Raw genomic sequence first — 22,088 nt, forward strand, 5'->3', positions numbered from 1 at the left:
AATGATTTCACGCGACGCGCCACGTTGCCAATTTCCTATAAATCCGCGCTGTGTAGGCGAGCCGTATATTTTACCGAATACCTCGCGGCAAAATTTAATCAATCTCGCTATTCTTGAAAATCCATCCGCTGCGGGTTATTATCCTTTGCGCGAAATATTCGCTGGCATTAACGTTACGCAATATCCGCAGACAAATCCGCATCTTCTCGCGAAAATTCGCGAATACGCTCGCATAAATCCATCTGCGCCGATAGATATTATCTTGACTGCCGGATCGGATGCCGGCATTAAATTGATTTGTGATGCGCTAATTTCGCCGCAAACGCGCGTGATTTTGCCGACGCCGACATATCCGCACGCGGAGCTATTTTTCGAACAATCTGGATGTCTGAGCATCGACCGCCGCGAAATCAGATCAACATCCGAATTTACGAAAAAAATATGCGCCACAAATGCGATTCGCGGCAATTCATTGATTTATATTGTTAATCCCAATATGCCATTCGGTTACCTCGTGCCGTCGGCGGAAATTACTGCGCTTGCCGTCGCGCATCCAGAATCTATTTTTGTTTGCGATGAGGCATACATCGAATTTACAAAGAAAGAAGACTCGTGTATTTCCGATGAGATGCCGGCAAATTTACTTGTGCTGCGCACTTTCTCGAAATTGTTCGGGTTAGCTGCGCTAAGAATAGGCTACATTATCGCGCATCGGGATACTGCGAAATATCTGCGGAAAATGCACAATGAGAAAAGTGTTTCGCCATTCGCGATGGAAGCCGCTCTTTTCGCTTTGAATGATTCGCCGCATTGGAAGCCGCAGATTTACGCGGCAATGAAGGCGCAATATCTCGCGGAATCGGCGCATATTGCGGAAGTGTTGCCGAAGATTTGTTTTTCGAATGCAGAAATATTTGCATTTAATATTCAGAATGGCAATTTCTATTTGCTCTTTTGCCGCAATCCCGCGAATGTCTGCGCGCGATTTGCAAAAATGGGCGTCCTCATTCGCGATAAGTCGCGCGATATTGCCAATTGCGTGCGAATTTGCATTCAATCGCGCGAAATAAATGACCGCGTGTTAAATATCATTCGTGCGATTAATTTACCATGCATTTTGCGCGCTGCGCGCGCAATCGGAATTGACCTCGATGGCACTCTGCGCGCGGATGCGCAATCGGCGATTTCAGAAGAAGCGCAGCGATTTATTGATGCATTTCATCCAACTATTATTACAAATAACTCAACAAAAAGCGCGTTAACACTGCTTCGTAGCATTCATTGCGAATTTTTGACGCCGCTAAATTTCATTCGTGACTATATTGCGCAACACGAAATTCACAGCATTTATTGTATCGCGGCGGAAGGAGATGATTATCGCAAAGAGATAATTAACACGCTCGGATGTGATGTTGATTTTGATGGCGAAAGCAATACTTCGTACGATGCAGTCATTATGGTAAGTAATTTCTGGTTCGATTTGGCGAGAACAGTAAAATTGGCGAAAATATTCGCGCGGAATCAAATTCCACTTATTGTCGCTGATTCGAGCGCGATTTGCACAATTGATGCGTGCGGAGATTTAATAGACGAAAGTCACGCGATAATGCCGGATATGGCGACAATTGCGCGCAATTTTGCGCCGCCAATCGCAAAAGAAATCATATTTTGCTGTAAGCCAGACTTCTATCCTACGGAAAAAATACACATCGCTATTGGCGATAATGCGGCGACAGATTTGCCAGCACATTGCGGGATACGAATACTCTTGCGCAAATCGGCGGAAATTGACAAAGATTTGCCAATCTTTAATTTCGCCGAGAATCGCTTCGAAATAAGTAGTCTCTCTGCATTAATTCCGCATTCGTAATCGCGCGAGCTGCCACTTTACGTGTGACTCAATTATTTTTTGCAAAAAAAGAAATTGATGCGCGAAATCACGCGGTGAATGCGAATAACGCGTTGGTTATCGTTGTTGGCAAATTAATCGGCGGCTCATATATGCCAGTTGCAAAATTGGCAACTTCGATTGCGATATTATGCGTGATGACACTTTCCAGAATGATACAGAATTTTTGATTCCATTCGAGGATGCCAATTATTGCACGCGCCTCATCGAGAAATCCATATTTACACTGCAATAAATACAAATCGTGCCATGAATTGCTTTGTGCGTCAAATTGCACAATCATATTTTCGTATATTTTGCGAGCAAACTGAATTGGAACACCGACTGGAAGCGGAACATCAACGAGAATCCGTTGAATGCCGAACAATTTTCCGCCAATGGTGACTAATTGTTTCAGCATGTACTTGAAATTCGATGCCAGACTTAACTTTATTTTTTCGTAGCTTCTATTCTCGATGTCGAATACAGTTAAATCCTGCGTTCCATTTTTAAAGCAAAATATCTTTTTTCCAAGCACGCCAGATACCAAATTGTTTGCACATAATGCATCGAAATTCAATGCGATTTTTTTGTAATTATGGAAAATCAGCGGCTGCCATTCGCCTATTTTTGCGTCAAATTGTTCGATATCGCTTTCGTGCCGCGATTCTGGCGGAATTTTCGCATGCTCCGAAGAATAAGATTGCCCACATGCGTAAATTCGGTCTCGATGCGTCAATAATATCTGCTCGATGCGCGGAATGCATAATTTACTCTGCATTTCCTCTTCTGCCCAGTGATTCGCACTTATTCTTGTAAATCTTGTAATTTTCTCATAATATGGCTTGCGTCTCGTGGGCAGTGTACTATTAATTGCATATAATGCGCTATTCAACCACGCAAAAGTTGCGTGGAAAAGTTCGCGCTTCGCGCTCGAGCCTCCGGCGAGTTCGTCTTTTGTCGGCTTTTGCACGATTGTCTCGCAGCGAATGTCACCGCAATTATCGATTTGACACACCACCAGCGAAGACTGACGTTTTGAATAATCTGCTATTGTGCAAATAATGTTGAGTGTCTTTGTTACGCGCATCATTTCGAAGATGATGTATACTACTTCTTGCGAAACGAGTGATATCGGACTATTTTCGTAACTAAGAGAAGTCAGAAAATGGACTGCAGTCGTTTGAATGTCATTTATTATCAATGGCGGCTTCAATCGCATAGAAGTCATTTTTTGAGTAACAACTCGCTTCAAAAAAAGATATCTACCATATAAAATGCCACCGCGCGATTTTCAATCCGCAAATGCGATTTATGCCAGGTAACATCCAAGAATAGATATTTTTCGAACGTCATTATGGAATGAAACTGATAAATTGTGCCATTCTTTGCCATCGAAATACTCGCTATTATCATCGTCACCTATTACGCATAGATATCCGCGAATAAAACACAGATATTCTACGCCATTGCGATACTGTGTCGACTTCGGCAAACTTTCCCATCGCCATTCAGCGTGAATAAAATGGAATGTATCATATTCATCCGCGACAAATAAATCGTCTTTGTACGAAGTTGCCGATTGATGTATCGGGTAATCATATGGCGGTATTAGCGGAATAAATTCCATTTTTTGAGTAAATTTACTGAAGCATGAAACTTGCCTCGACCTATCTCTAAAAATATACACGACATTTTTCGCGGGAATGATATTACAATTGCGATAATCTGCGAAGTATTCATCAATCGGAATGCTAATATAATCACCGCCATGATTGCCGTCAATGAAACAAATGCACCCAGCCGCTTTATCGGCAAAGAATTGCATTTGATTGAAAGGCGGTGTATTCTCGAATTCTGACGGCGGCAAACAGTTGCGATGCGGCGGATCCAGTATCGCTGCAGTTAGAGCTGCGCGATATTCATTGATGATTATTTTTTTATCGCTAAAGTGCGCGGGGATAATCGGCGATAGTTCTGGGTAAACCAACTCGCTTTGATTTCCGAAAAATATTCGTTGCCGAGCAAAATAAAATTCTCGAAGGAAAAATGCCTCAGACGGAACACCAGAACTCGTGAGCACAATCGAAATGTTCTGCAAAATCAGGCTAAGCCAATTATCGTTACTAAATGAAAATAGACGATTTTCATCGGGCAAATATGGACACAATTCGCTCGGAAAGACGAATTTTCTCGAGTTCGTAACTATTGGGAATTTACTTACATCTACGAATGTGTTGAATATTAACGGTCCTGCGATATATTGGCGAAATTTGAAAAAGAAGCCAAATGACGGAAGACCAGCCAATGATAGCGGGCTTTCCGGGCTAATTTGCCCGAGCGCGAATACAGTGGCGATTTGTTTGCGCTTTGCTTCGCGGAAAATCGCGCTCGACATTGATTGAAACTGATGATTAAATTTCAAAAAAAGACTATACCCGTGGAAAAACGCGTGCAAATGAGTATTTTTTTGAGTTAGCGGATAGCTTGCATATCGAACGAATCTCAGCGGCGATGTCTGGCTGTGAATATTCGCCTTTTGTGCAAAGGATAAACGCGCGTTTATTCCGCCTTTGCGCGAGCGAGCATATTCGCGAATTCTGGTACTCGGCGTGTGATATCATCGAACTTTTCTTTGTTATGCTCCATAAAATCGTTATCCGCGAGCAAACCGCGCTCTTTCAAGAATATAACTATTTCATTGATAAATGGCAAACACCACATCTCATTTAACAGTGCATTCGCGCTCGATATGAGGTGCTGTTTATCTTGAAATTCCGCAGTTCGCAAAATCCAGCGTAGCGCGGCATATCGCGCTGTTGCCTCTGGCGAACCGATGGTTATTGTTCGCCCAAAATCCATATCATATTTGGCTTGGTAAGCAATGAAATTCTGAATCACTGAAATTAGTTGGCGACGATGAAAATCTTTAAGTGTGTCAACCATGCCGATTATTTGTTCGGCAAATTCGAATTTGCCTATGCTCAGTGCGCCGAAAACTGCAAAACCTTCCACACGCGCTGGATGAAATTTGGCAAGCGCGCACATTCGATTGACATCACATTCTGCCGCAATAATGCCAACAGCATCTGGAATGTATCCATGATAGATATATTTACCATATTTATCTATTGATTCAATGCTTTTGCATATTATTTGCAGTACAAGACGATGTCCCGGGAAGAAATAATCGTGTTTTCCGTGTAATGAGGAAGATGACACTGCAGACATAACTTTTTCCAATAGCAATTCATTTTCTTGCTCTGCAGCGGTTTGAATCGCGAAATTAAATATTTTTACTGTATTAACACCTCTCATTGTCGTGAGCCACTTCAGCACAAGAGATACATTTTGTTCTGTAATATGCTTGGATACTAACATTGCAGCATGCATTAACCGGGGTCTTCTCCATGCATTTGATTCATCAGGATAACCGAAATTTACTATGCGCGTATCGTGAATAAAATTATCTACCACGCGCAGAAGAAATGGCATTCCTCGCGATTCGACGATTGAAGGAACGAGATAAAATTCCATAATAGTAATGAATGGAAGCGATAATAGTAATGAATAATACATCGCATCTGGGCGATTTTTCTGTATTTCATGAAACGCATCAGCAAAATCAACACAGCGTTCTGGGCACCATTCGCCAAAGCGCGCAATTAAATCTGCGTTTGCCACAGATTCGGATGGTTTTTCGCTGTATGAATAGGACAAATGCGGAAGTGCAAGAAGCATTTCATTAAATGCCTCTTTCGCCTTTCTTTCGAATAAATCTCTCGCGTAGTCGCGAAAAACAGTGCATGTTCGCGCGCAACGTGCGAGCGAGCGCGCATCGAGCATATCAAGAATATATCGCCAGTTATCAAAGTTATCCATTCTATTGTCCTGGAGATTGCACAGATTCAAAAAAGAAAAATAAACTACACGCGTGTTTAGCTCCCGCGCAGCGGTCGAGCCGAAGGCGAGCTCGCCTTCGGCTCGACCCCTCCGGGGGAGCTCGTATCGGCGCTCTCTGCGCGATTGAAAATTGCCAAAATCTCCGGATGATTGGCGAAATGCGCGGTGAGTTCATTTTTAAAGACTTCATTCAAGAAAAGATTATGTTCGCGCGCGAATGCGGCGGCAATTTCTGCGAATTCTACGGAGGGATGAATATTCGCGCGCAATATGTATCGCGCGCATCGTAGATTTTTCTCTGCTGCGTCAAAACTTGCATTTCGCCATATCCAGCATATGCGCTCTTCTGGCATGTTATACTGGAAAGTTTCATGGCGCAATACATGCGCGATTGTTTTTTTCGCAATGCATTTTCCATGGGTTGTAGTGATGCGCGCAACTAACCAGTCTGCAATATCGTAGTTATCTTGTTGATTATCAACTAATACGAATTCCAATGTGTTTACGTCGTCAAAATGACAATTTCGCCGAGAAACGAGCGCTTCCAATTCCGGTACTCCGCCGGAATTATAGATAATAAACTCCGGAATGCGATACCGATATTCCATCGGTATTTGCGGCTCGTACTTCTCGATGAACTGTTGATTATGTAAGAAATTATAAATATGGAAGAGTGGATGTGGTTCGTCGAATAATGATGGCATTCCAGCGGCAACTTTTATTTTTTCTGTTTTTGATGTACTTACAAATGCGAGCACTTTATCGAGTATATCCACTTCCGCTTCTATTGTAACTCCGGTATACGGGTGCAATCCATTTTGTAAAAAGATGGCGTGCCCTATCGCATAGTCAAATATATCCGCAGTCTTGCTGCATGGCATGGCATCGAGGAATTGCAAAATACGAAGCGCATTTTGCGATGTGATGCGAAATGATAATACTTTCGCGCAAAATGATGCAATTGTGAAATTGGGTCGCTGCGCATCGTAGCGCATTATTTGCGGCGAATTTAAAATCTTATTCAGTGCGGCAATCATGCTTATAATACCGCGATACTTCCATATCTTGTGGAAAATATTATTTTCTAAAAAGTAGAATTCGCGATTGATTGTTCCATCCGCGGGCGATATTTGCGATATCGCAAATATCAAGAGTTTCGCACAGCGATTCGGACACCATTCGCCAAAATGACCGATAATGTCATTGCTAGGAAGAGTGTCGAATATGTTGTGTACGCCATAGTACAATAGGTGATTCTCAGTTTTATCATGATTTTCGACGAGAAATGCAATCAGCTCGTCATATGCGATTTTCGACTTTCTTTTGAATAAATCTTTCGCGATAGTGCGAAACATCGTACATACCTGCGCACAGCACGCAAGCGAGCGCGCGTCGAGATATTCGAAGATAATTTGCCAACTGCTGAAATTGTCCATGATGATGCTACGATAATTTTAAGTGCAAGTAGATTCAAAAAAAATCTACATCTGGCGCGCGAACCACTGGCTATTTTGCATCAAACAGTTCGCGTGTGAGAATAGCTTTTGCTTCTGGCGTTCCAATTAGTTGCTCGACAAATGTTGCAAAATCTGCTTTGAATTGTGCGATTGCCAAAATATTATTTCTGCGTATAAATGCGGCTGCCGTATTCGCTGTTTCTGCTGAAACTGTTTGGAGATGCAGAATACGGCGCACAAAGTGTTCGCTTTTTTCCACAGATTCAAAGTTGACTATCCGCAATATCCAGCATATGCGATTTTCTGGCAATCTTTGTCTAATTTTTTCTTCAGACTCAACATAATTCGCTATTATTTTCCTTGCTTCATTCTCTCCATGGTCTGCAATGATTCGCGATGTTGCCCAATCTACGATATTGGCGTATGGAAGATAATCTAATGCGAATCGCAAAGTGTGAATCGCATCAAATCTCGCGTAAGATTTCCGAGTTGCGAACGCTTCTAAATCAGATATTTTACCGCCATGATAGGAAATAAATTCAGGAATGCGATGTTGATATTTTTCTGGAATATGCGGCTCGTATTTTTCGATGAATGGCTGATTATGCATGAAATTATAAATTGCGAAGAGTGGATGTGGAGAATCGCTCGGGAAAACTTGCCCATCTGTATCTTCGATTTTTCCTGTTTTGGATGTTTTCACAAATGCGAGAACTTTATCGAGAAGTGCCCAATTCTCGAGCGGGAGATTTATGGCTTCGTGATATTCTGCTTCCAGAGAAATTACGACGAATTCGCCGAAGGCTCGAGCGCTTCGCGCGAACTTATCTCTGTACTGTATCATTACGGCGTTGCTTATAATTCTGTCGAATATATATGCTGTTTTTTTGCAAGGCATATCATCGAGAAATTGCAATACAACATCCGCATTTTGAATAGTTATGCGTTTGGATAGAACATCAGCGCAAAACGTCGTGAATATCGAGCATCTGGGGCGAAATTGATGTGGGCGGTCACAGCGCATTATCCGTGGATCGCGCAAAAATCCATTGAGCGCGGTGATAATTCCGGTCACACCGCGTGCGGCATCTATCGATGGGAATAAATGGTTATCAAGAAATACTGTCATCGTATTGAATGGGTGATTGTCATCCTGAGCGTGATTATCTTTCGGTGGTACGTATTTATCGAAGTCTATTCTGCCGCGCATGAATTCTGCGCAGTGTTCGGGGCACCAATCGCCAAAACGCTCAAAAGCGCAAAATACAGATTGACCTCTGGATTCATCGTCTTCCGAGCGGAATAATGAAACTGCAGCTATCACATCGTTATACGCTTCTTTTGCCTTTCTATCGAATATATCTTGTGCGAGTTTGCGAAAAGTAGTGCACACCTGCGCGCAATGCGCGAGTAAGCGCGCATTAAAATAATCGAGAATAATTTGCCAAATGTCGAAGTTATCCATGCTTATTGCTTAGAATGGCGCATTTCAAAAAAAGATTTCCACTCGCGGCATTAGAAATACGCGGATAAGTCAATCGGCGGGATATCACTGCGAATTTGCACATAACTCGCCTTCGCGTACTCATCGAGCAAACTTGGTTTTACTTTTTGCGGATTTTTTTCAATCATTTGCGCCGTATCCGCCAATATGCTGCACGCATCACCGAATTTACAGCCGGACGATACAAATGACTTCGCGAACAATCTTAGGATATTTACATTATAATCGCAGAAGACACAAAGACCATCCACCGCAGTGGTGCGGTTGCTCGTTTTCAAGAAATGGAACATCGCGTGCCAAACCCACGAGAACAGAACTGGGCTATTGACGCGCACGCGCGAATTTAAAACACTTTCGAAGATTTTCGCAATGATATGATGATTCATCTTTGCGAAAAGTGGCAAGAATACGCTCCAATCGTAAGTCGTTTCGCCCACTGGGCTATCAAACGCCACAGAATCGCAATACATGCCGTGTAACTCACTTTCCAGTATTCCATCATCTTCTTCTTGCGCAATAATCCGCATGAATATTGTTTTGCCCAATGTATGGCGCGTGTGGCGCGGTGGAAATATAGTACTCATTAATAGGCAGATATATTTTATTGGTATTTTGACGACCCACATCGCGTCGACTAAATTTCGCGGCGAAGGAAATGGCAACATATCGCTTATTTCATCAATCATACTTTCGCCAATGTGTGGCGGCGGTTGTCCGCTATTGATAGAAAGAGGATGAATGCTCATTTCTCGTTCATATATCGTGAGTATTTTCGCAACTATTTTGCTGGCATTGGTTTGGAGAAAATTATCAATCACTGCGTTATACTCGTGCGAAATGAGGCGCAATTGGAAAATCTGCGCGATTCCATGCGGCTCTTTATCTAATAGCCACTCGCAAAACGGCGTTAGAAAATCCAAGCGTGTTGTCATCTCTTGATAAATATTACGCGTACGAGATTCAAAAAAAGAACACCACTCGCGCACCTATATAATAAAGTCCAGAGTGGTAAATGCGTATACTGCTTTTATGCAATTATCGGGAAGCGCAACAGAGTTACATACGCGGTAATTAGTATCGAATTCAGTTACGATAACTGGCGATCATTACGCGACTGAATTAGATAGTATTCTTTTTCGAAATGAGCCAAATTAGTAGAATCGAACGAGGTGTTGTCTTACCATCAATCTCGCCCACTTTAATTCTGCCATTATTCAGTTCTAATTATATGGTTGCTTTAATCAAAAAAAGATTGATTTGCGCCTTTGTTTCACGAAACAAAGGCAAGTTTCGCGTCCATGTAAATCGCCGGCAAAGTTGTGGTTGTGTGAATACTGAAGTCACGCACATCGAATTCCTCAATTGTAATCTGCGATTCATGCGTACTTTCGCTCGTAACGATGCAGATATTATTTTCGCCCCATTCAGCAAGGAATGTCGAAGACGGTTTATGTGCGCCGCCATTAAGCGGGCATATCAGATTCCATGAGTTATTTGTCGGATCAAAACGCGCCAGATATTCATTATTTGTTCCCGGCGAAATGCGGAATATTCCAAATAGAAAATCGCCAATAGTTGCCAATCTGTGCGATATCCCGTATACAGTTTCAGTTGCCGTTTTTACTTCGGAACTTCCATTGGTTGCATCAACTACGCGGACATACGCTGTTGCATCTGCGAATATAAATAATTTTTGATTAACAACACCAGCGGCGAAATACTCCACATCTGCATTTGGATTGGCTATCCGGTGATTCTCGGCTGCAATCAATCTTTGCCATTCTGCGCAATTCGTATCAAGAGGCGGACTGTTGCCACCGCGATAATCATTGATAAATATGTTGCCGTCAGAGACTCCGATGATAAAAGTTCCCGCGGATCGCTCCGCGGGAGCGGTCGCAGCTATCGCTTCGCGGTCGAGGCTTCGCCGAGTTGATTTTTCGTATGCAATTGGTGTAAGATTTGCACAGCGCGGAACACTTAGGTCAATATCCATGGCTTCTTCGTCCCAATCATGTTTACCACATCTCGTAAATTTGACAACGCGATTTGGATGCGTTTCTAAAGGCAAGTTGCTAAGAATCGCGTAGAGCGCGCCATTCATCCATGCGAAAACTGTTGAATTTGCAAAGAGGGCGTCATCTGCGGGTGCGTTTACAATCGTATCATCGTGAAACGCATTGTCGTAAAATTGGCATAGAACGAGCAGTAAGCGACCTGCATCTTCTTCATCTTTAACTATGCAAATGATATTGAGTGTTTTAACACTGCGTAAATGCTCGAATATGCACTGTGCGTCGTATGGATTGAGGTACGATATTGGGCTTTCTTCTTGCGTAATTGCCGCAGTGAATTGGGTCGCTTGAGCGCGACAATCTTTGGAAAAGTAAACTGCCATCTGATTGATTTTATGGAAACATTATTCAAAAAAAAGATGCGTTTAAAAATCTCCGCAAGAATGCAAGTCTCAAGATACGAAGATTAATATCGGGGTTGAGAAACTTTTCGGCAACGCGAAGTTCTCGATTTTCGCCGTCTTTGGATCGTACGTTTTAATCTTGATGGATTTGCCCGCCAGCGCTTTGACGCGACATTGGCACATATTCCAATCGATTTTTAAAGTGATTGATGAGCTGCCATAATAGCACCGAGCATAACAACCGAATGTTTTAATATCTGATACGTCTTGTTCGGTTATAGTTGGATTGCGTTCCAGTTTCCACGCGTTTTTAAGTGCCGCCGAAGGCGTCGAGGCTACGCCGAGCGCGAATTTAGCGATGCATTTAGCGCGGCGCACTTTTTGCTCGATGGGCAGATCATCGTAGATTACGTCATCAGAAATGCATAATGTGTCAGTTTTATCACTAAAAATATATAGCGTATCATTTCCGAAAGTAAAAATCGCGTCTCCGAACATTTCGCTTTCGATATTTAATTCGGCGATTCTTTTCGTTTCGAGTCCGCTGTGATTGAGCCGACATATCACGACGTACTTGTGATTATCCTTGAGTTTCGCATCTTCAATGCAGATAATATTAAGCGTGCTGCATTTGATGCTTGCTGCCATTTTATGTGGATCTTCTTTTGATTATATCCGGCAATCAAAAAAATATCCTGCGGATTACGTTGAGCAGTACTAATTTCGCCATTATTTGAAATTCATCTCGCTCCGTTAAGCAATAAAAGCAAGCCGAGCACAAAGGCAATTTTCCGGTAAATAGGATACGCGAGAATGGCAACCATCCGCGTCAATTTCCTCGAGGATAACATGACGTAGTTGCTGTGGCGTTGATTGACAAACATCGCTCAATGATTCGCTCGATATCACGCACATTTTTCCGTTAAATTCAGCGATGCATGTTGAATTTCTATTTGGCAATGGTTTATGCTGATCGTAATCATGTAGCTGATAAAGCGGCTCCCATGAATTGTCCGCCGGTTTAAATCGCATTAGGAACTCTGCATAATCGCCATCTTTTCGCCGTTTCTGACACACCCCGAATAACAAATTTCCAATATTAGCAAGACCGTTTGAACGTTTAAACACAAACCCACGATTGGAAAGCTTTAATTCGATTTTTCTATCTGTAGGATTAACCACGCGGAACTCTTCGATATTGAAATTAAAGATGTATATTTTTCCACCTATCATGCCAGCTGTAATTTGTTCAACTGGAGTATCTTGATACGTTTTTCCATCGGCTATTAATTTTTGCCATTCGGCGCAATTATCATCATATCGTATACCACCATCGCAATTATTGTGTTCGCCGATAGATATTCTACCACCGACATTTCCAATAATAAAAACTGACCCTTCATGCGCAATTGAAACTAAATTTGCGCATCGCGGGACAAGTAAATCAGAATCAAATATTTCTTCTGTCCAGTCATTCTCGCTACACTTTGTGAATTTGATTAAGCGATCTGGATGCGTTTCCAGTGGCAATTCGCCTATAATAGCAATAAGCGAACCATTCACCCATGTAAAGACCGTGGATTCCGCGAACAGTGGATCGGTCACTGGCGCGCACGTAATTAGATCGAGGCAATACTTTCCATCACGTATTCTACATATGGCGAGTATCAGTAAATTCTTCGCTCTATTGTCAACTATGCAAAGAATATTAAGTGACTTAACGTTATCTGAGTTCGCCGAAGGCTCCCGCGAAGGGGTCGAGCACTGCGAAGCAGCGACCCCTTCGCGGGAGTTCGCTGCATGTGGCGCGATGTGTGGTTCTGGGCGCGATGGCGCGCTTTCCTCAATGGTGCCTGAGGCATCGCCTTGGATAACCTTAGAGTGGCAAATTTTAGAACTGTCTTCCATTATTTAATTTATATTGTAGGTATTCAAAAAGAATGCGCCAATGCGAAGATGTTTTTTGACGCAACGTTGCCACGGCTTTCTTTTTTTGATTATGCAGAAATCAAAAAAAGATGTTAATGCGTTCTGAAGATTGTCAGCGCATTTTAAGAAGTGAACATGAATATCACGTGAGATAGACTTTCTGGCAGAGCGTATTTCTCGACCTTTGCGGTCTTCGGATTGATTGTCTTAATCCTGATTGCGTTGCCAAAAGAAGACGCAATTTCACACTGCAGACCATTCCAATTAAGTTTTGGAAAGGTCAGTGTGGATTTCGGACCCAAATTGCAGTTGAATTCAACCAGTTTAAGATCGCGTTCCTCTTGCTCGTCGATGATAGGATCACGCTTTATTTTCCAAGTGCCGTCGCGAACAATTTTGGCAATACATTTAGGGCGTACGTCCAAATCAACAAGCGACTTGTTTTCAAATATATACAAAGCATCGTTTGCGAACGCGAAACGTTTCGCGCTGAGTATTTTTTCATTAATAAGTACTTTTGTGATTACTTCAGCGCTGAATTCATCGCGATTGAGATGGCATATTACGAGATACACATAATCGTTGTTGGTATATCCTCCGTCAACGCAGAGAATATTAAGCGTTTCACTCGAAGTTGATGCCATTGTTAAATTGCCTCCTTTTGATTATATAGAAACGAAAATCAAAAAAAAAGATACCCATGCGTAATACGCGTTTAAAATCTTCCGCTTGTTTCAAGGAACGAACTCCAGCGAAGCGGTCGCACTTCGTGCTCGAGCCTCCGGCGAGGTCGAGGCTTCGCCGAACTCCAATATCGGATTTGTAAATCTTTTCGGCAATACGAATAGCTTAACTTTCGCAGTTTTAGGATTGCGCGTTTTAATTTTGATTGATTTTCCACTGCGCGCATCCACGTTGCAAAGAAGTCCGTTCCAATCAAGCTCTATGGATACTGATGCATCATATGAATTGTATCCATAGCATCCATTTGACTTGAGATCGCGTTCCTCTCGTTCACTAATGACGACATTGTATTCCGTTTTCCATATTCCATCATACGTAAATTTAGCGACACATATTGGATATTGTGTTTCCGGTTTCCAAAGTAAATCGTTATCGATTAAATTGCCATCGAATACATACAGTGCATTATCCATAAATATGAATAGCGAATCAAGAAATAGTTTATTATTGAGGCTCACTTTGGCAAGCCGTTCGATACTGAAACCTGCGCGACTGATATGACAAATCGCAAGATATGCGTGACCATTTCTCGACTCTTTGTTTTCAATGCAGACAATATGGAGCGCGCCGAGCGAATCCATGTATTTCTTTTTTGGTTGTGCTTAAAATCAAAAAAATATCAACGGCTCCTCGGTGTCAGCGCTTTGCAGACACCTATTCTGCGTACGCGAATATTGGATTTGCGATTTTTGCCGATATTGTCTCAGAGGTAACTGTGCCGCTTTCTGGATCTATCGCCACGAGTTCAACCGATGAATCACCTCTGCATAAGATTAAGCACAGCTGTTGATGCCGGTTAACAAGCATGATGCGATCCTTCTGATGAACAATCATATGCGCATCTCTGCGGAATTCCACCAGGCTCCACGTATTATTTCGCGGATCGAATCGCGCGATAGTAAAATGACCATCCCTGCGAAAAGTATATAATCCGAATAATAATTCTCCAATGGTTATCATTTCATATGCGAAATCAAAGTCAATCACGCGATTCGTCGTTATTTCATTCATTTCTCTCGCGTCAATATCAAATAAGTGCAATATATTAGTTCGATTCTGAAAACGGTACAATCTTCCACCTATCATTCCCGCAAAGCATGGATACGATATTTCGCGATCGGCGGTACTTTGTAGCAAGTTTTTATCCGCAAATGTTAATATTTGCCAATGACGAATGTCCGGATCGAAGAATTTAATTTGGTTGCGCGTTTTAAAACTATTATACAGATTAATAGCATATATTTTATTTTTGTATGACATGAAAATCGGCGCTGGACCAGATGTGCGCGTTGTTCTACGCGAGAAGTATTCAGTTTCCCAGACACCGACACTTTTTGCGATTTTAGATGCGACCTGATAGCCAGCAGCCCACCCGCGAGGAACGGAGTTGATCGTGTATAAAGTACGATCACATCGCGCAAAGAATAATCTATTAATTGGTCGACCACTTATTTGCATTGTCGAAATTGTTTCACGGCGAATATCTTGCAATGTGCCGTCAATTGTGTACAAATCTAAATTATATAACGCAATGCCGCTATGAACCATATATCCGCGCGTTTCTTCTGGCGATAATTTGCCGACATCCACTTTTGTCGCGCCGATGATGATTAGTGGTTTTGCAAATTGTTCGAAGATGCATCGCAATTCAAAAGGCGAAATGAGTGCGAGCGGGCTTTCTTCTTGCGTGATTGCCGCAATGAGCTGAATAGCTCGCGCGCGATTGGTATTCGCGGCAAAATGAGCAGTGGCTGCCATATGATTCATATGTGCATTATTTCAAAAAAAGACACATAATTTTCAATTCGTGAACATTGTCAATACGCGCGCGAATGGCACAGGCAAAGTCACACAGCTGAGTACCTCTGGATCATCCGGGGAAATACTTCTCGTGTTGCGGTCAGTTAAATCTAAATTGACAGTTGCGATGCTCAATCCATAAAACCAATGGTAAGTTATTACGTGGAGCTCCGCCGAAGGCGTCGAGGCTACGCCGAGCTTACCATTCCACTTAACTAAGCCTTGAATATTGTATATGTTTATTTTCTCGTGATCGTAGCTCATTCGATAAACATCGTGCCAAGAATTATCTCCGGCATCAAAACGTATGAGAGCCGAATAATATTCTTGTTTTGTACAAATGGTGGATAATCCAAATAACGATTCGCCAATATTGATGAGCGAGCACTTATATTGAAAATGAACAATGCGATTTGTTTTAATTAGCGTGTATTTTCGCTCGCTGGTATCGAATACGAATAATTTATCCGTCTTGTCCGCAAAGCCATATATTTTGTTTCCAATAACGCCAGACATGATGCATTGCGCGAAATTGCGAGTAAACGAAACGTATTCGAATCCGCCATTCGCGATCATACGTTGCCATCTACAATATGTAGGATCGAGATATTCAATTTCATCAGAAGTATCGGGATAATTCGCGCAACGCGCTCGAGCCTCCGGCGAGTTCGACGGAGCCCCGACGAAAAAACTGGCTTCTCCGAATCCGCCGACTACATATATTCGATTCCAAATGACATGGAATATTGGAGATGTGCGGCGGATATGCATCTTCGCGGATGGTAAACATTCCTCGCGCCAATTATTCTCGCTTTCTCTCGTGAATCGCGCTCGGCGAAGCCTCGACGCCTTCGGCGGAGCTCCGCCGAAGGCGTCGAGGCTTCGCCGAGCTCCTAAATTGGAATACGCGGATTCCAGCGCGTTGTCGAATGCATATAGTTGATTATTTAACCACACAAAATGCGCGTGGAAAAGCCAGTCATCTTTTTGTTTTTTGGCGATTATCTCTGAGCGAACGGTGCGACTATTGTCAATCTGGCAAATTCCAAGCGATTGATGTTCAATATCCGCTTCGTCATCGATAACGCAGATGATAATGAGAGTTTTATCGTGAAGATAATCAAAAATAGTTCGCACTTCGAAAGGCGAGATAAGCGATATCGGGCTCGGCGAAGCGCTCGAGGCTTCGCGGGGACTGCCGCATTTGCTAAGCGCGATAAGGAACTCAACGGCTGTAACTTGAAAGTCGTTAGCCGAAAGACAGATTGTTTCCATATCTATTGCTATTATTCAATATACATTGCAACTCAAAAAAAGAATATCGATGGCTCAGGCACTGTGGAGGCGCAATTGACGCAAATATGCGCATTTAGCAACCTAAACATTCGTGAAGAAGTGGCGCATAAGCCTTGGATAGATCTTCTTTTCAAGAAATATCGAGTTCCGGCGGAGCCGTCGAGCCTTCGGCGAGTTCGATGTAACGGAATTATACAATTAAAATTGTTGCATCATCGATATTTGGATGCGATGCGTGCATTTTAGTCTTGATAATTAGCCCGCGAAAATCTGCTGACATGTGCCGAATGTGAATTCCCGCGTATTTAAAATCTTGCGAAGAATATTCGACTGCCCAATAACTGCGAAAAATAACGAATTCGCGTCGAACCGCGCCATTAAAATCATTTCGCGCACGGCGAATTGCTCAATTTCCGCGAGAATCTGCGGTGAATTCGCGAGCATTTCGTGCGCGAATTTCCATAAACTCGCGCCGGATTTATCTTGTGCGAAAATCGGAAATCCTCTGCGTAGCAGGATGCGTAGACCGAAGAATAACGGATAATGCGATGCCGCGATGCGTGGCGAGAATAATTCATTTTCGCATTCATCGAGAAAATATTGGCGAACCACCGCAAGCAGCAGAAATGGGTCGGTTTTCGGCGTCAAAATGCCGACATTCGCCAATTCTACTGTGATTGTCCAATGTTCGCCGCGAAGTGAAGTGATTTCTTCTTGCGTAAGATGCCCCTTTAGCGCGAATAAACAATGGCGAATCAAGAATAAACGATTCTCGAGTGATGGAAGATTGTTTCGGGGGGGCAAACCGAAGCCAAACGTATTTTGCTGCGGAGGTGTAATAAATTGTTCTGGGTGCAAAATGCATTTTTTGTATTCGGGTATCCGCTCGAATGTATCTGGTAGAAATTTTAATATGTTTCTATCTTCGAAATTATGGTAATTTGTGCATCTATTGGGCAATATGAGTTCATCATAAATGGCAGTCGCGCCTTTGGTGAATTCCATTGCGCGCAAATATATCGTGATTAAATCTCCGGTAAATGCCGGTGCCTCATCCTTGGCAATACTCGGGCTAAATATTTCCGCGCAATCCATATCAATGAGTAAATCCTCAAGAAATGAGATTTTCTTCGGACCATGATAGCCGAAATTGAGTTGCGAGTTATCATGCACATGGAATTCTTGCTTGTAGTAAATGGCGAGTATATCCTCGAAATAAGCGCGAAATTGCGCGTTTTGGCGCGAATACAGCCACATCGGATAACAAAGATTGAAAAACGCGCGAGCTGGTTTGTATCCGATCCATTCCGAAATCGCGCGTGTAACACTGAAAAATTGTGCAACATCTTGCCGCGCGAATTCACTTTCGAGAAATTCTGCGGGCAAGAGTTCTCTTAGAAATGCCGGATCCATAAATAAATCCCGATTTTTAATTCTGAGTATGTCGAGAGTGCGGCTGGAGTAGATTTTTCGCACTGCCGCGATGTAATCATCGCGCGTATCGCTGATTGGCTGCATTGTAGATTCGATAGGAAAGTGGAGTGCTTGCATTTGCGCCTATAGAAGTGTGTTTCGCGCGATTCAAAAAAAGAATAATCGCGCTGTTAGTACGATGTATACGCGAACAGTAAATTTGTGAATTTTTCCGGCAGTCGAATAACTGGATTTGATTGTCCATCTTTTGCGCTATATGTTTCGATTTGTATGTTCACCGAATATAATGTTCGATTGCAGTAGACGAGACAAATTTTTTGCATCCAATCACACATGAATACTCTGTCGTAATGGTAATCGAAAATATTTGCCGCGCAATCCAAAACGCACAATTTACGCAATGAGTGGGCGGATAAGTCTAATTGCGCGATGAATAAATCATTTCCGTAACGGGAATCACCATAACTAATTATACCGAATAATGATTCGCCAATCGCACATATGTACCGTATCACCAATAGCGGATGCTTACCTTGAATATTAATTTGCGTCGTTTTTAAAGGTATGCAACGCGATTGCGGATCCGCGTCACTACGCGAGCGCTCATCTTTATCGAATGAAAATATCTCATGGTCTGAATCATAATTTTCCAAAATTCCATACATTTTCGGGCGTACCGCATCGCGTGTTAGTGTAATGTTGTAATACGCGATACGAATTTGCGCAGCTCGGCGAAGCCTCGACACCTTCGGTGGAGCTTCATCGAGCGCGAATGTGACTTTTTGCCAACTACCTGTGATTGGATCGAACCGATTTATCTCGTTATTACCAATACCGCACGAAAACGCAGGTTTACCAATTATGTAAATACTATTATCATCTGTGAATGATGATGAATAAAGATACAACATTCTGCGCATTTTGTTAACGATGCATTCTTCTTTCCAGTTACTATTGCTTATCCTCGTGAATTTCGAGAAATGTTCCACGTATTTGCAATTATCCACAGCGCATCCAAATGCGTATAAGTCGCCGCGTAAATGTACAAAACGCGCCATAAATAACCAATTATCCTTCGGTTTTGTAACGATATTTTCGTGGAGTGTCTCGCCGTTGCGAATTCGGCTTAATATGAGTGTTCCATTTGTTTTGGTAAATGTCACGTGGATGATATTAAGCGTCTCATTTTGAATTTGTTCAAAAATGAGATGTATGATGTATTGCGAGATAAGAGATACTGGGCTATTTTCGTCGCTTAGCGCGGATATGAATTGGATCGCTGTGTTCTGAATATCGATAATATTCGTTTCGCACTTCCGCGGCGAATTATCGGTTTCTGCCATTTCCTATTGATACGAATATCGGCGCGATTCAAAAAAGAATAATCTCGCCATTAGTTGGTCGTAAATGCGAATAATAGATTTGTGAATTTCCCCGGCAAATGAATTGTCAGCGTTGGCATTCCAGTTTTTGCGTTAAATGTTTCGATGTTGATGAATTGCGCAGCAGTTGTCCAATTGTCATTAACCAAGCAAATTTTACCCCGCCATTCGCACATAAACTCTCTATCAATAGAATCTCTGAAGTGGCTCGCCGAAGGCTCGACCGCTTCGCGGGAGCTCGGCGAAGCCTCGCGCAATTTTTGTATTGTGTGCTTATCGAGATCAAATCTCGCGAGAAATAAATCTTTGCCATAATCACACAATCCAAATAATAATCCGCCAATAGCACATATATGCGATATATTCAATGGAGAACATTCGCCTGGAATATTGATATGTATGGTCTTCAAAGTTCGCCGAAGGCTCGACCCCTCCAGGGGAGTTCTGCGCTGTAGCGATGGCGCTTGTGAATTCGCGCTATTAGCGCGCTCATCTCGATCGAGCGAGAACAACTCGTCGCCCGAACAAATTTGCGCGATTCCATATATTTTCGATGGGTTGACATCGCGCATTGATACAATGCCATGTATGTAATGGGAATGTAAATCTTTATCAGCCGTGATAGTTATTTTTTGCCAATCGCCGGTCGGTAGATTAAAATAAAGTATCTCACCAGTGTTTATCGATATTGGAAATGTATAACGATCTAACGCATAAATTCCATCGCGATCCGTAAACACAGCCGACGAATATATCTGGGGTATTTCGGCGGCGATGCGATCTTTCTTTCCAATTATTGGCGCTTATCCTTGTAAATTTTGAAAAGTAAGAGACATCTTTGCCATCAATTGTCCTACAATCAAATGCAAACAACTCGCCATTTAGTTGTGTGAATTCTGCACCAAATAGCCAATGCAATCTTGGTTTTGTTGCAATATTTTCATAACATGTGGTATCGCCACAAATTTGGCATAATACGAGTGTCCCCATTGTGTTATCAAATGTCGCGCAAATAATATTAAGAGTCGTATTTTGAATTTTTTTGAAGATACTTCTCGCGATATCCTGCGAGATAAGAGATATAGGGCTAATCTCATCGCTAATTGCGGCTACGAACTGGATTGCGATGGCTTGAATATTAATAACTTTCTCGCTGTGTTTCTGCGGGTTATCAATGTTTTGTAGATGCGCCGCCATTTCTGCCATGTTACTTGAATATCGGCGTATAATTCAAAAAAGAATAATCTTGCCATTAGTTCGGCGAAGCCTCAACGCCTTCGGCGGAGTTCGGCGAAGCCTCGACACCCCCGGTGGAGTTCGGCGAAGCCTCAACGCCTTTGGCGGAGTTCGTAAATATGAATAGCGGCTGAAAGAATTCTGCCGGCAATTGAATGACAGAATTCGGCAATCCATTTTTTGGATTATAAGTTTCTATTTTTATGAATCGGGAAAATATTGAATAATTATAATAAACTATGCAGACTTTTCCACACCAATCACACATTGACACTCGTCCATTGAAAACTCGCTTGAGATGATTCAAAGTGCGCAATTTTCGCAGCGAATGAGATACTGGGTCAATTCGCGCAAGAAATAAATCCATTCCGAAATCAAGCCCACCATAATCGCATATGCCGAATAACAAATTGCCAATATTACATATCCGCCATATGTGCAATGGGGCAAATTTGTCCGGAATATTGATACGAATCGACTTCAAAATTCTGTTTTGCGGCGAATGCGCATCTTCTTGGTCAAATGAGAATAACTCTTTGCCGGAATCATTTCGTAAAATTCCGTATATTTTCGGCTGGCTAATACCACGATGAATCGATATGATTTCCGATGTATCGTGGAAATGTAAATCTTCGTTCGCAGCGACAGTTATTTTTTGCCAATCGTTCATCGTGGGATTGAAATGGACTATCTCGTCATTGCAAACATCTCTTTGAAACACCACTCCGTCCAATATATAAATCCCGTCATTATCCGTGAATAGTAATGGATAATGGTATTCCTGATGTGTTTCGGCGGGAATGTTTTCTTCTTTCCAATTATTGGCGCTTATCCTTGTAAATTTTGAAAAGTTCTGTGTATCTTTCCCACCAGTTTGCTTATAATTAAATGCGAATAAATCGCCGTGCATTTGCGCGAATTCCGCACTAAATAGCCAATGCAGTCTTGGTTTCGTCGCGATATTTTCGTAATGAGCATCGCCATCGCAAATTTGGCATAATACAAGTGTTGCTTCATCCTTGGCACGGTCGTATGTCACGCAAATAATATTCAGTGTTAAATTGCGGAGATGCTTGAAAATATATTTCGCGATATA

At 42.4% G+C, this 22,088-nt stretch carries 19 protein-coding genes; 1 reads left to right on the forward strand and 18 read right to left on the reverse strand.

What is annotated here, in order from left to right:
- Position 1 precedes the first annotated feature (1 nt).
- A complete protein-coding gene (locus M0R33_RS19010) occupies positions 2 to 1,870 on the forward strand; it encodes an aminotransferase class I/II-fold pyridoxal phosphate-dependent enzyme (RefSeq protein WP_292573023.1) in 1,869 nt (622 codons plus the stop codon).
- Between the two features lie 67 nt (positions 1,871 to 1,937).
- Here M0R33_RS19010 and M0R33_RS19015 read toward each other — a convergent pair whose 3' ends face one another.
- The 18 genes from M0R33_RS19015 to M0R33_RS19100 form a co-directional block, all read right to left on the reverse strand.
- Positions 1,938 to 2,981 carry a hypothetical protein gene (locus M0R33_RS19015; protein WP_292573026.1) on the reverse strand — a complete coding sequence of 348 codons (1,044 nt, stop codon included), beginning with the start codon at positions 2,979 to 2,981 and terminating at the stop codon, positions 1,938 to 1,940.
- A gap of 219 nt (positions 2,982 to 3,200) precedes the next feature.
- Positions 3,201 to 4,313 (reverse strand): hypothetical protein, encoded by a 1,113-nt coding sequence (locus M0R33_RS19020; protein WP_292573029.1) that lies wholly within the window; start codon positions 4,311 to 4,313, stop codon positions 3,201 to 3,203.
- A 137-nt stretch (positions 4,314 to 4,450) separates the two neighbouring features.
- Positions 4,451 to 5,770, reverse strand: a complete 1,320-nt coding sequence (locus M0R33_RS19025; RefSeq protein WP_292573032.1) for an F-box protein — start codon at positions 5,768 to 5,770, stop codon at positions 4,451 to 4,453.
- Between the two features lie 56 nt (positions 5,771 to 5,826).
- On the reverse strand, positions 5,827 to 7,227 hold the full coding sequence (locus M0R33_RS19030; RefSeq protein ID WP_292573035.1) for an F-box protein: 1,401 nt from the start codon (positions 7,225 to 7,227) through the stop codon (positions 5,827 to 5,829).
- A 70-nt stretch (positions 7,228 to 7,297) separates the two neighbouring features.
- Entirely contained in the window at positions 7,298 to 8,713 is a 1,416-nt protein-coding gene (locus tag M0R33_RS19035; RefSeq protein WP_292573037.1) for a hypothetical protein, read from the reverse strand.
- Positions 8,714 to 8,763: 50 nt separating this feature from the next.
- The gene (locus M0R33_RS19040) at positions 8,764 to 9,684 is read right to left on the reverse strand and encodes a hypothetical protein (RefSeq protein ID WP_292573040.1); all 921 of its coding nucleotides are present in this window, start codon (positions 9,682 to 9,684) and stop codon (positions 8,764 to 8,766) included.
- Positions 9,685 to 10,022: 338 nt separating this feature from the next.
- A complete protein-coding gene (locus tag M0R33_RS19045) occupies positions 10,023 to 11,150 on the reverse strand; it encodes a hypothetical protein (RefSeq protein WP_292573044.1) in 1,128 nt (375 codons plus the stop codon).
- Between the two features lie 69 nt (positions 11,151 to 11,219).
- Positions 11,220 to 11,819 (reverse strand): hypothetical protein, encoded by a 600-nt coding sequence (locus M0R33_RS19050; protein WP_292573047.1) that lies wholly within the window; start codon positions 11,817 to 11,819, stop codon positions 11,220 to 11,222.
- A 105-nt stretch (positions 11,820 to 11,924) separates the two neighbouring features.
- On the reverse strand, positions 11,925 to 13,079 hold the full coding sequence (locus M0R33_RS19055) for a hypothetical protein (protein WP_292573049.1): 1,155 nt from the start codon (positions 13,077 to 13,079) through the stop codon (positions 11,925 to 11,927).
- Between the two features lie 143 nt (positions 13,080 to 13,222).
- Positions 13,223 to 13,744, reverse strand: coding sequence for a hypothetical protein (locus M0R33_RS19060; RefSeq protein WP_292573052.1), 522 nt, complete (start codon positions 13,742 to 13,744; stop codon positions 13,223 to 13,225).
- A 90-nt stretch (positions 13,745 to 13,834) separates the two neighbouring features.
- On the reverse strand, positions 13,835 to 14,425 hold the full coding sequence (locus M0R33_RS19065) for a hypothetical protein (protein ID WP_292573055.1): 591 nt from the start codon (positions 14,423 to 14,425) through the stop codon (positions 13,835 to 13,837).
- A 73-nt stretch (positions 14,426 to 14,498) separates the two neighbouring features.
- Positions 14,499 to 15,602: a hypothetical protein gene (locus tag M0R33_RS19070; protein WP_292573058.1), complete on the reverse strand. Its 1,104-nt coding sequence runs from the start codon at positions 15,600 to 15,602 to the stop codon at positions 14,499 to 14,501.
- Positions 15,603 to 15,644: 42 nt separating this feature from the next.
- Positions 15,645 to 16,919, reverse strand: coding sequence for a hypothetical protein (locus M0R33_RS19075; protein ID WP_292573060.1), 1,275 nt, complete (start codon positions 16,917 to 16,919; stop codon positions 15,645 to 15,647).
- 276 nt (positions 16,920 to 17,195) lie between these two features.
- Positions 17,196 to 18,458, reverse strand: coding sequence for a hypothetical protein (locus M0R33_RS19080; RefSeq protein WP_292573064.1), 1,263 nt, complete (start codon positions 18,456 to 18,458; stop codon positions 17,196 to 17,198).
- 86 nt (positions 18,459 to 18,544) lie between these two features.
- The gene (locus M0R33_RS19085) at positions 18,545 to 19,717 is read right to left on the reverse strand and encodes a hypothetical protein (protein WP_292573067.1); all 1,173 of its coding nucleotides are present in this window, start codon (positions 19,715 to 19,717) and stop codon (positions 18,545 to 18,547) included.
- Between the two features lie 50 nt (positions 19,718 to 19,767).
- A complete protein-coding gene (locus M0R33_RS19090; protein ID WP_292573069.1) occupies positions 19,768 to 20,328 on the reverse strand; it encodes a hypothetical protein in 561 nt (186 codons plus the stop codon).
- A 97-nt stretch (positions 20,329 to 20,425) separates the two neighbouring features.
- Positions 20,426 to 20,962: a hypothetical protein gene (locus M0R33_RS19095; protein WP_292573072.1), complete on the reverse strand. Its 537-nt coding sequence runs from the start codon at positions 20,960 to 20,962 to the stop codon at positions 20,426 to 20,428.
- A 46-nt stretch (positions 20,963 to 21,008) separates the two neighbouring features.
- On the reverse strand, positions 21,009 to 22,088 hold a 1,080-nt coding region (locus M0R33_RS19100), incomplete at its 5' end, for a hypothetical protein (RefSeq protein ID WP_292573074.1).

Origin of the sequence: Methylomonas sp., assembly GCF_023228165.1 — a bacterium.
In the GTDB taxonomy this organism is placed as follows: Bacteria; Pseudomonadota; Gammaproteobacteria; order Methylococcales; family Methylomonadaceae; genus Methylomonas.

Bases quoted from the DNA above. Each gene is read 5' to 3' on its own strand.
- M0R33_RS19090 (WP_292573069.1), bottom strand. From the start codon at position 20,328: ATGCGCGATGTCAACCCATCGAAAATATATGGAATCGCGCAAATTTGT.
- M0R33_RS19045 (WP_292573044.1), bottom strand. From the start codon at position 11,150: ATGGCAGTTTACTTTTCCAAAGATTGTCGCGCTCAAGCGACCCAATTC.
- M0R33_RS19095 (WP_292573072.1), bottom strand. From the start codon at position 20,962: ATGGCAGAAATGGCGGCGCATCTACAAAACATTGATAACCCGCAGAAA.
- M0R33_RS19035 (WP_292573037.1), bottom strand. From the start codon at position 8,713: ATGGATAACTTCGACATTTGGCAAATTATTCTCGATTATTTTAATGCG.
- M0R33_RS19015 (WP_292573026.1), bottom strand. From the start codon at position 2,981: ATGATGCGCGTAACAAAGACACTCAACATTATTTGCACAATAGCAGAT.
- M0R33_RS19065 (WP_292573055.1), bottom strand. From the start codon at position 14,425: ATGGATTCGCTCGGCGCGCTCCATATTGTCTGCATTGAAAACAAAGAG.
- M0R33_RS19080 (WP_292573064.1), bottom strand. From the start codon at position 18,458: ATGCAGCCAATCAGCGATACGCGCGATGATTACATCGCGGCAGTGCGA.
- M0R33_RS19055 (WP_292573049.1), bottom strand. From the start codon at position 13,079: ATGGAAGACAGTTCTAAAATTTGCCACTCTAAGGTTATCCAAGGCGAT.
- M0R33_RS19060 (WP_292573052.1), bottom strand. From the start codon at position 13,744: ATGGCATCAACTTCGAGTGAAACGCTTAATATTCTCTGCGTTGACGGA.
- M0R33_RS19030 (WP_292573035.1), bottom strand. From the start codon at position 7,227: ATGGACAATTTCAGCAGTTGGCAAATTATCTTCGAATATCTCGACGCG.
- M0R33_RS19050 (WP_292573047.1), bottom strand. From the start codon at position 11,819: ATGGCAGCAAGCATCAAATGCAGCACGCTTAATATTATCTGCATTGAA.
- M0R33_RS19025 (WP_292573032.1), bottom strand. From the start codon at position 5,770: ATGGATAACTTTGATAACTGGCGATATATTCTTGATATGCTCGATGCG.
- M0R33_RS19070 (WP_292573058.1), bottom strand. From the start codon at position 15,602: ATGGCAGCCACTGCTCATTTTGCCGCGAATACCAATCGCGCGCGAGCT.
- M0R33_RS19085 (WP_292573067.1), bottom strand. From the start codon at position 19,717: ATGGCAGAAACCGATAATTCGCCGCGGAAGTGCGAAACGAATATTATC.
- M0R33_RS19075 (WP_292573060.1), bottom strand. From the start codon at position 16,919: ATGGAAACAATCTGTCTTTCGGCTAACGACTTTCAAGTTACAGCCGTT.
- M0R33_RS19040 (WP_292573040.1), bottom strand. From the start codon at position 9,684: ATGACAACACGCTTGGATTTTCTAACGCCGTTTTGCGAGTGGCTATTA.
- M0R33_RS19010 (WP_292573023.1), top strand. From the start codon at position 2: ATGATTTCACGCGACGCGCCACGTTGCCAATTTCCTATAAATCCGCGC.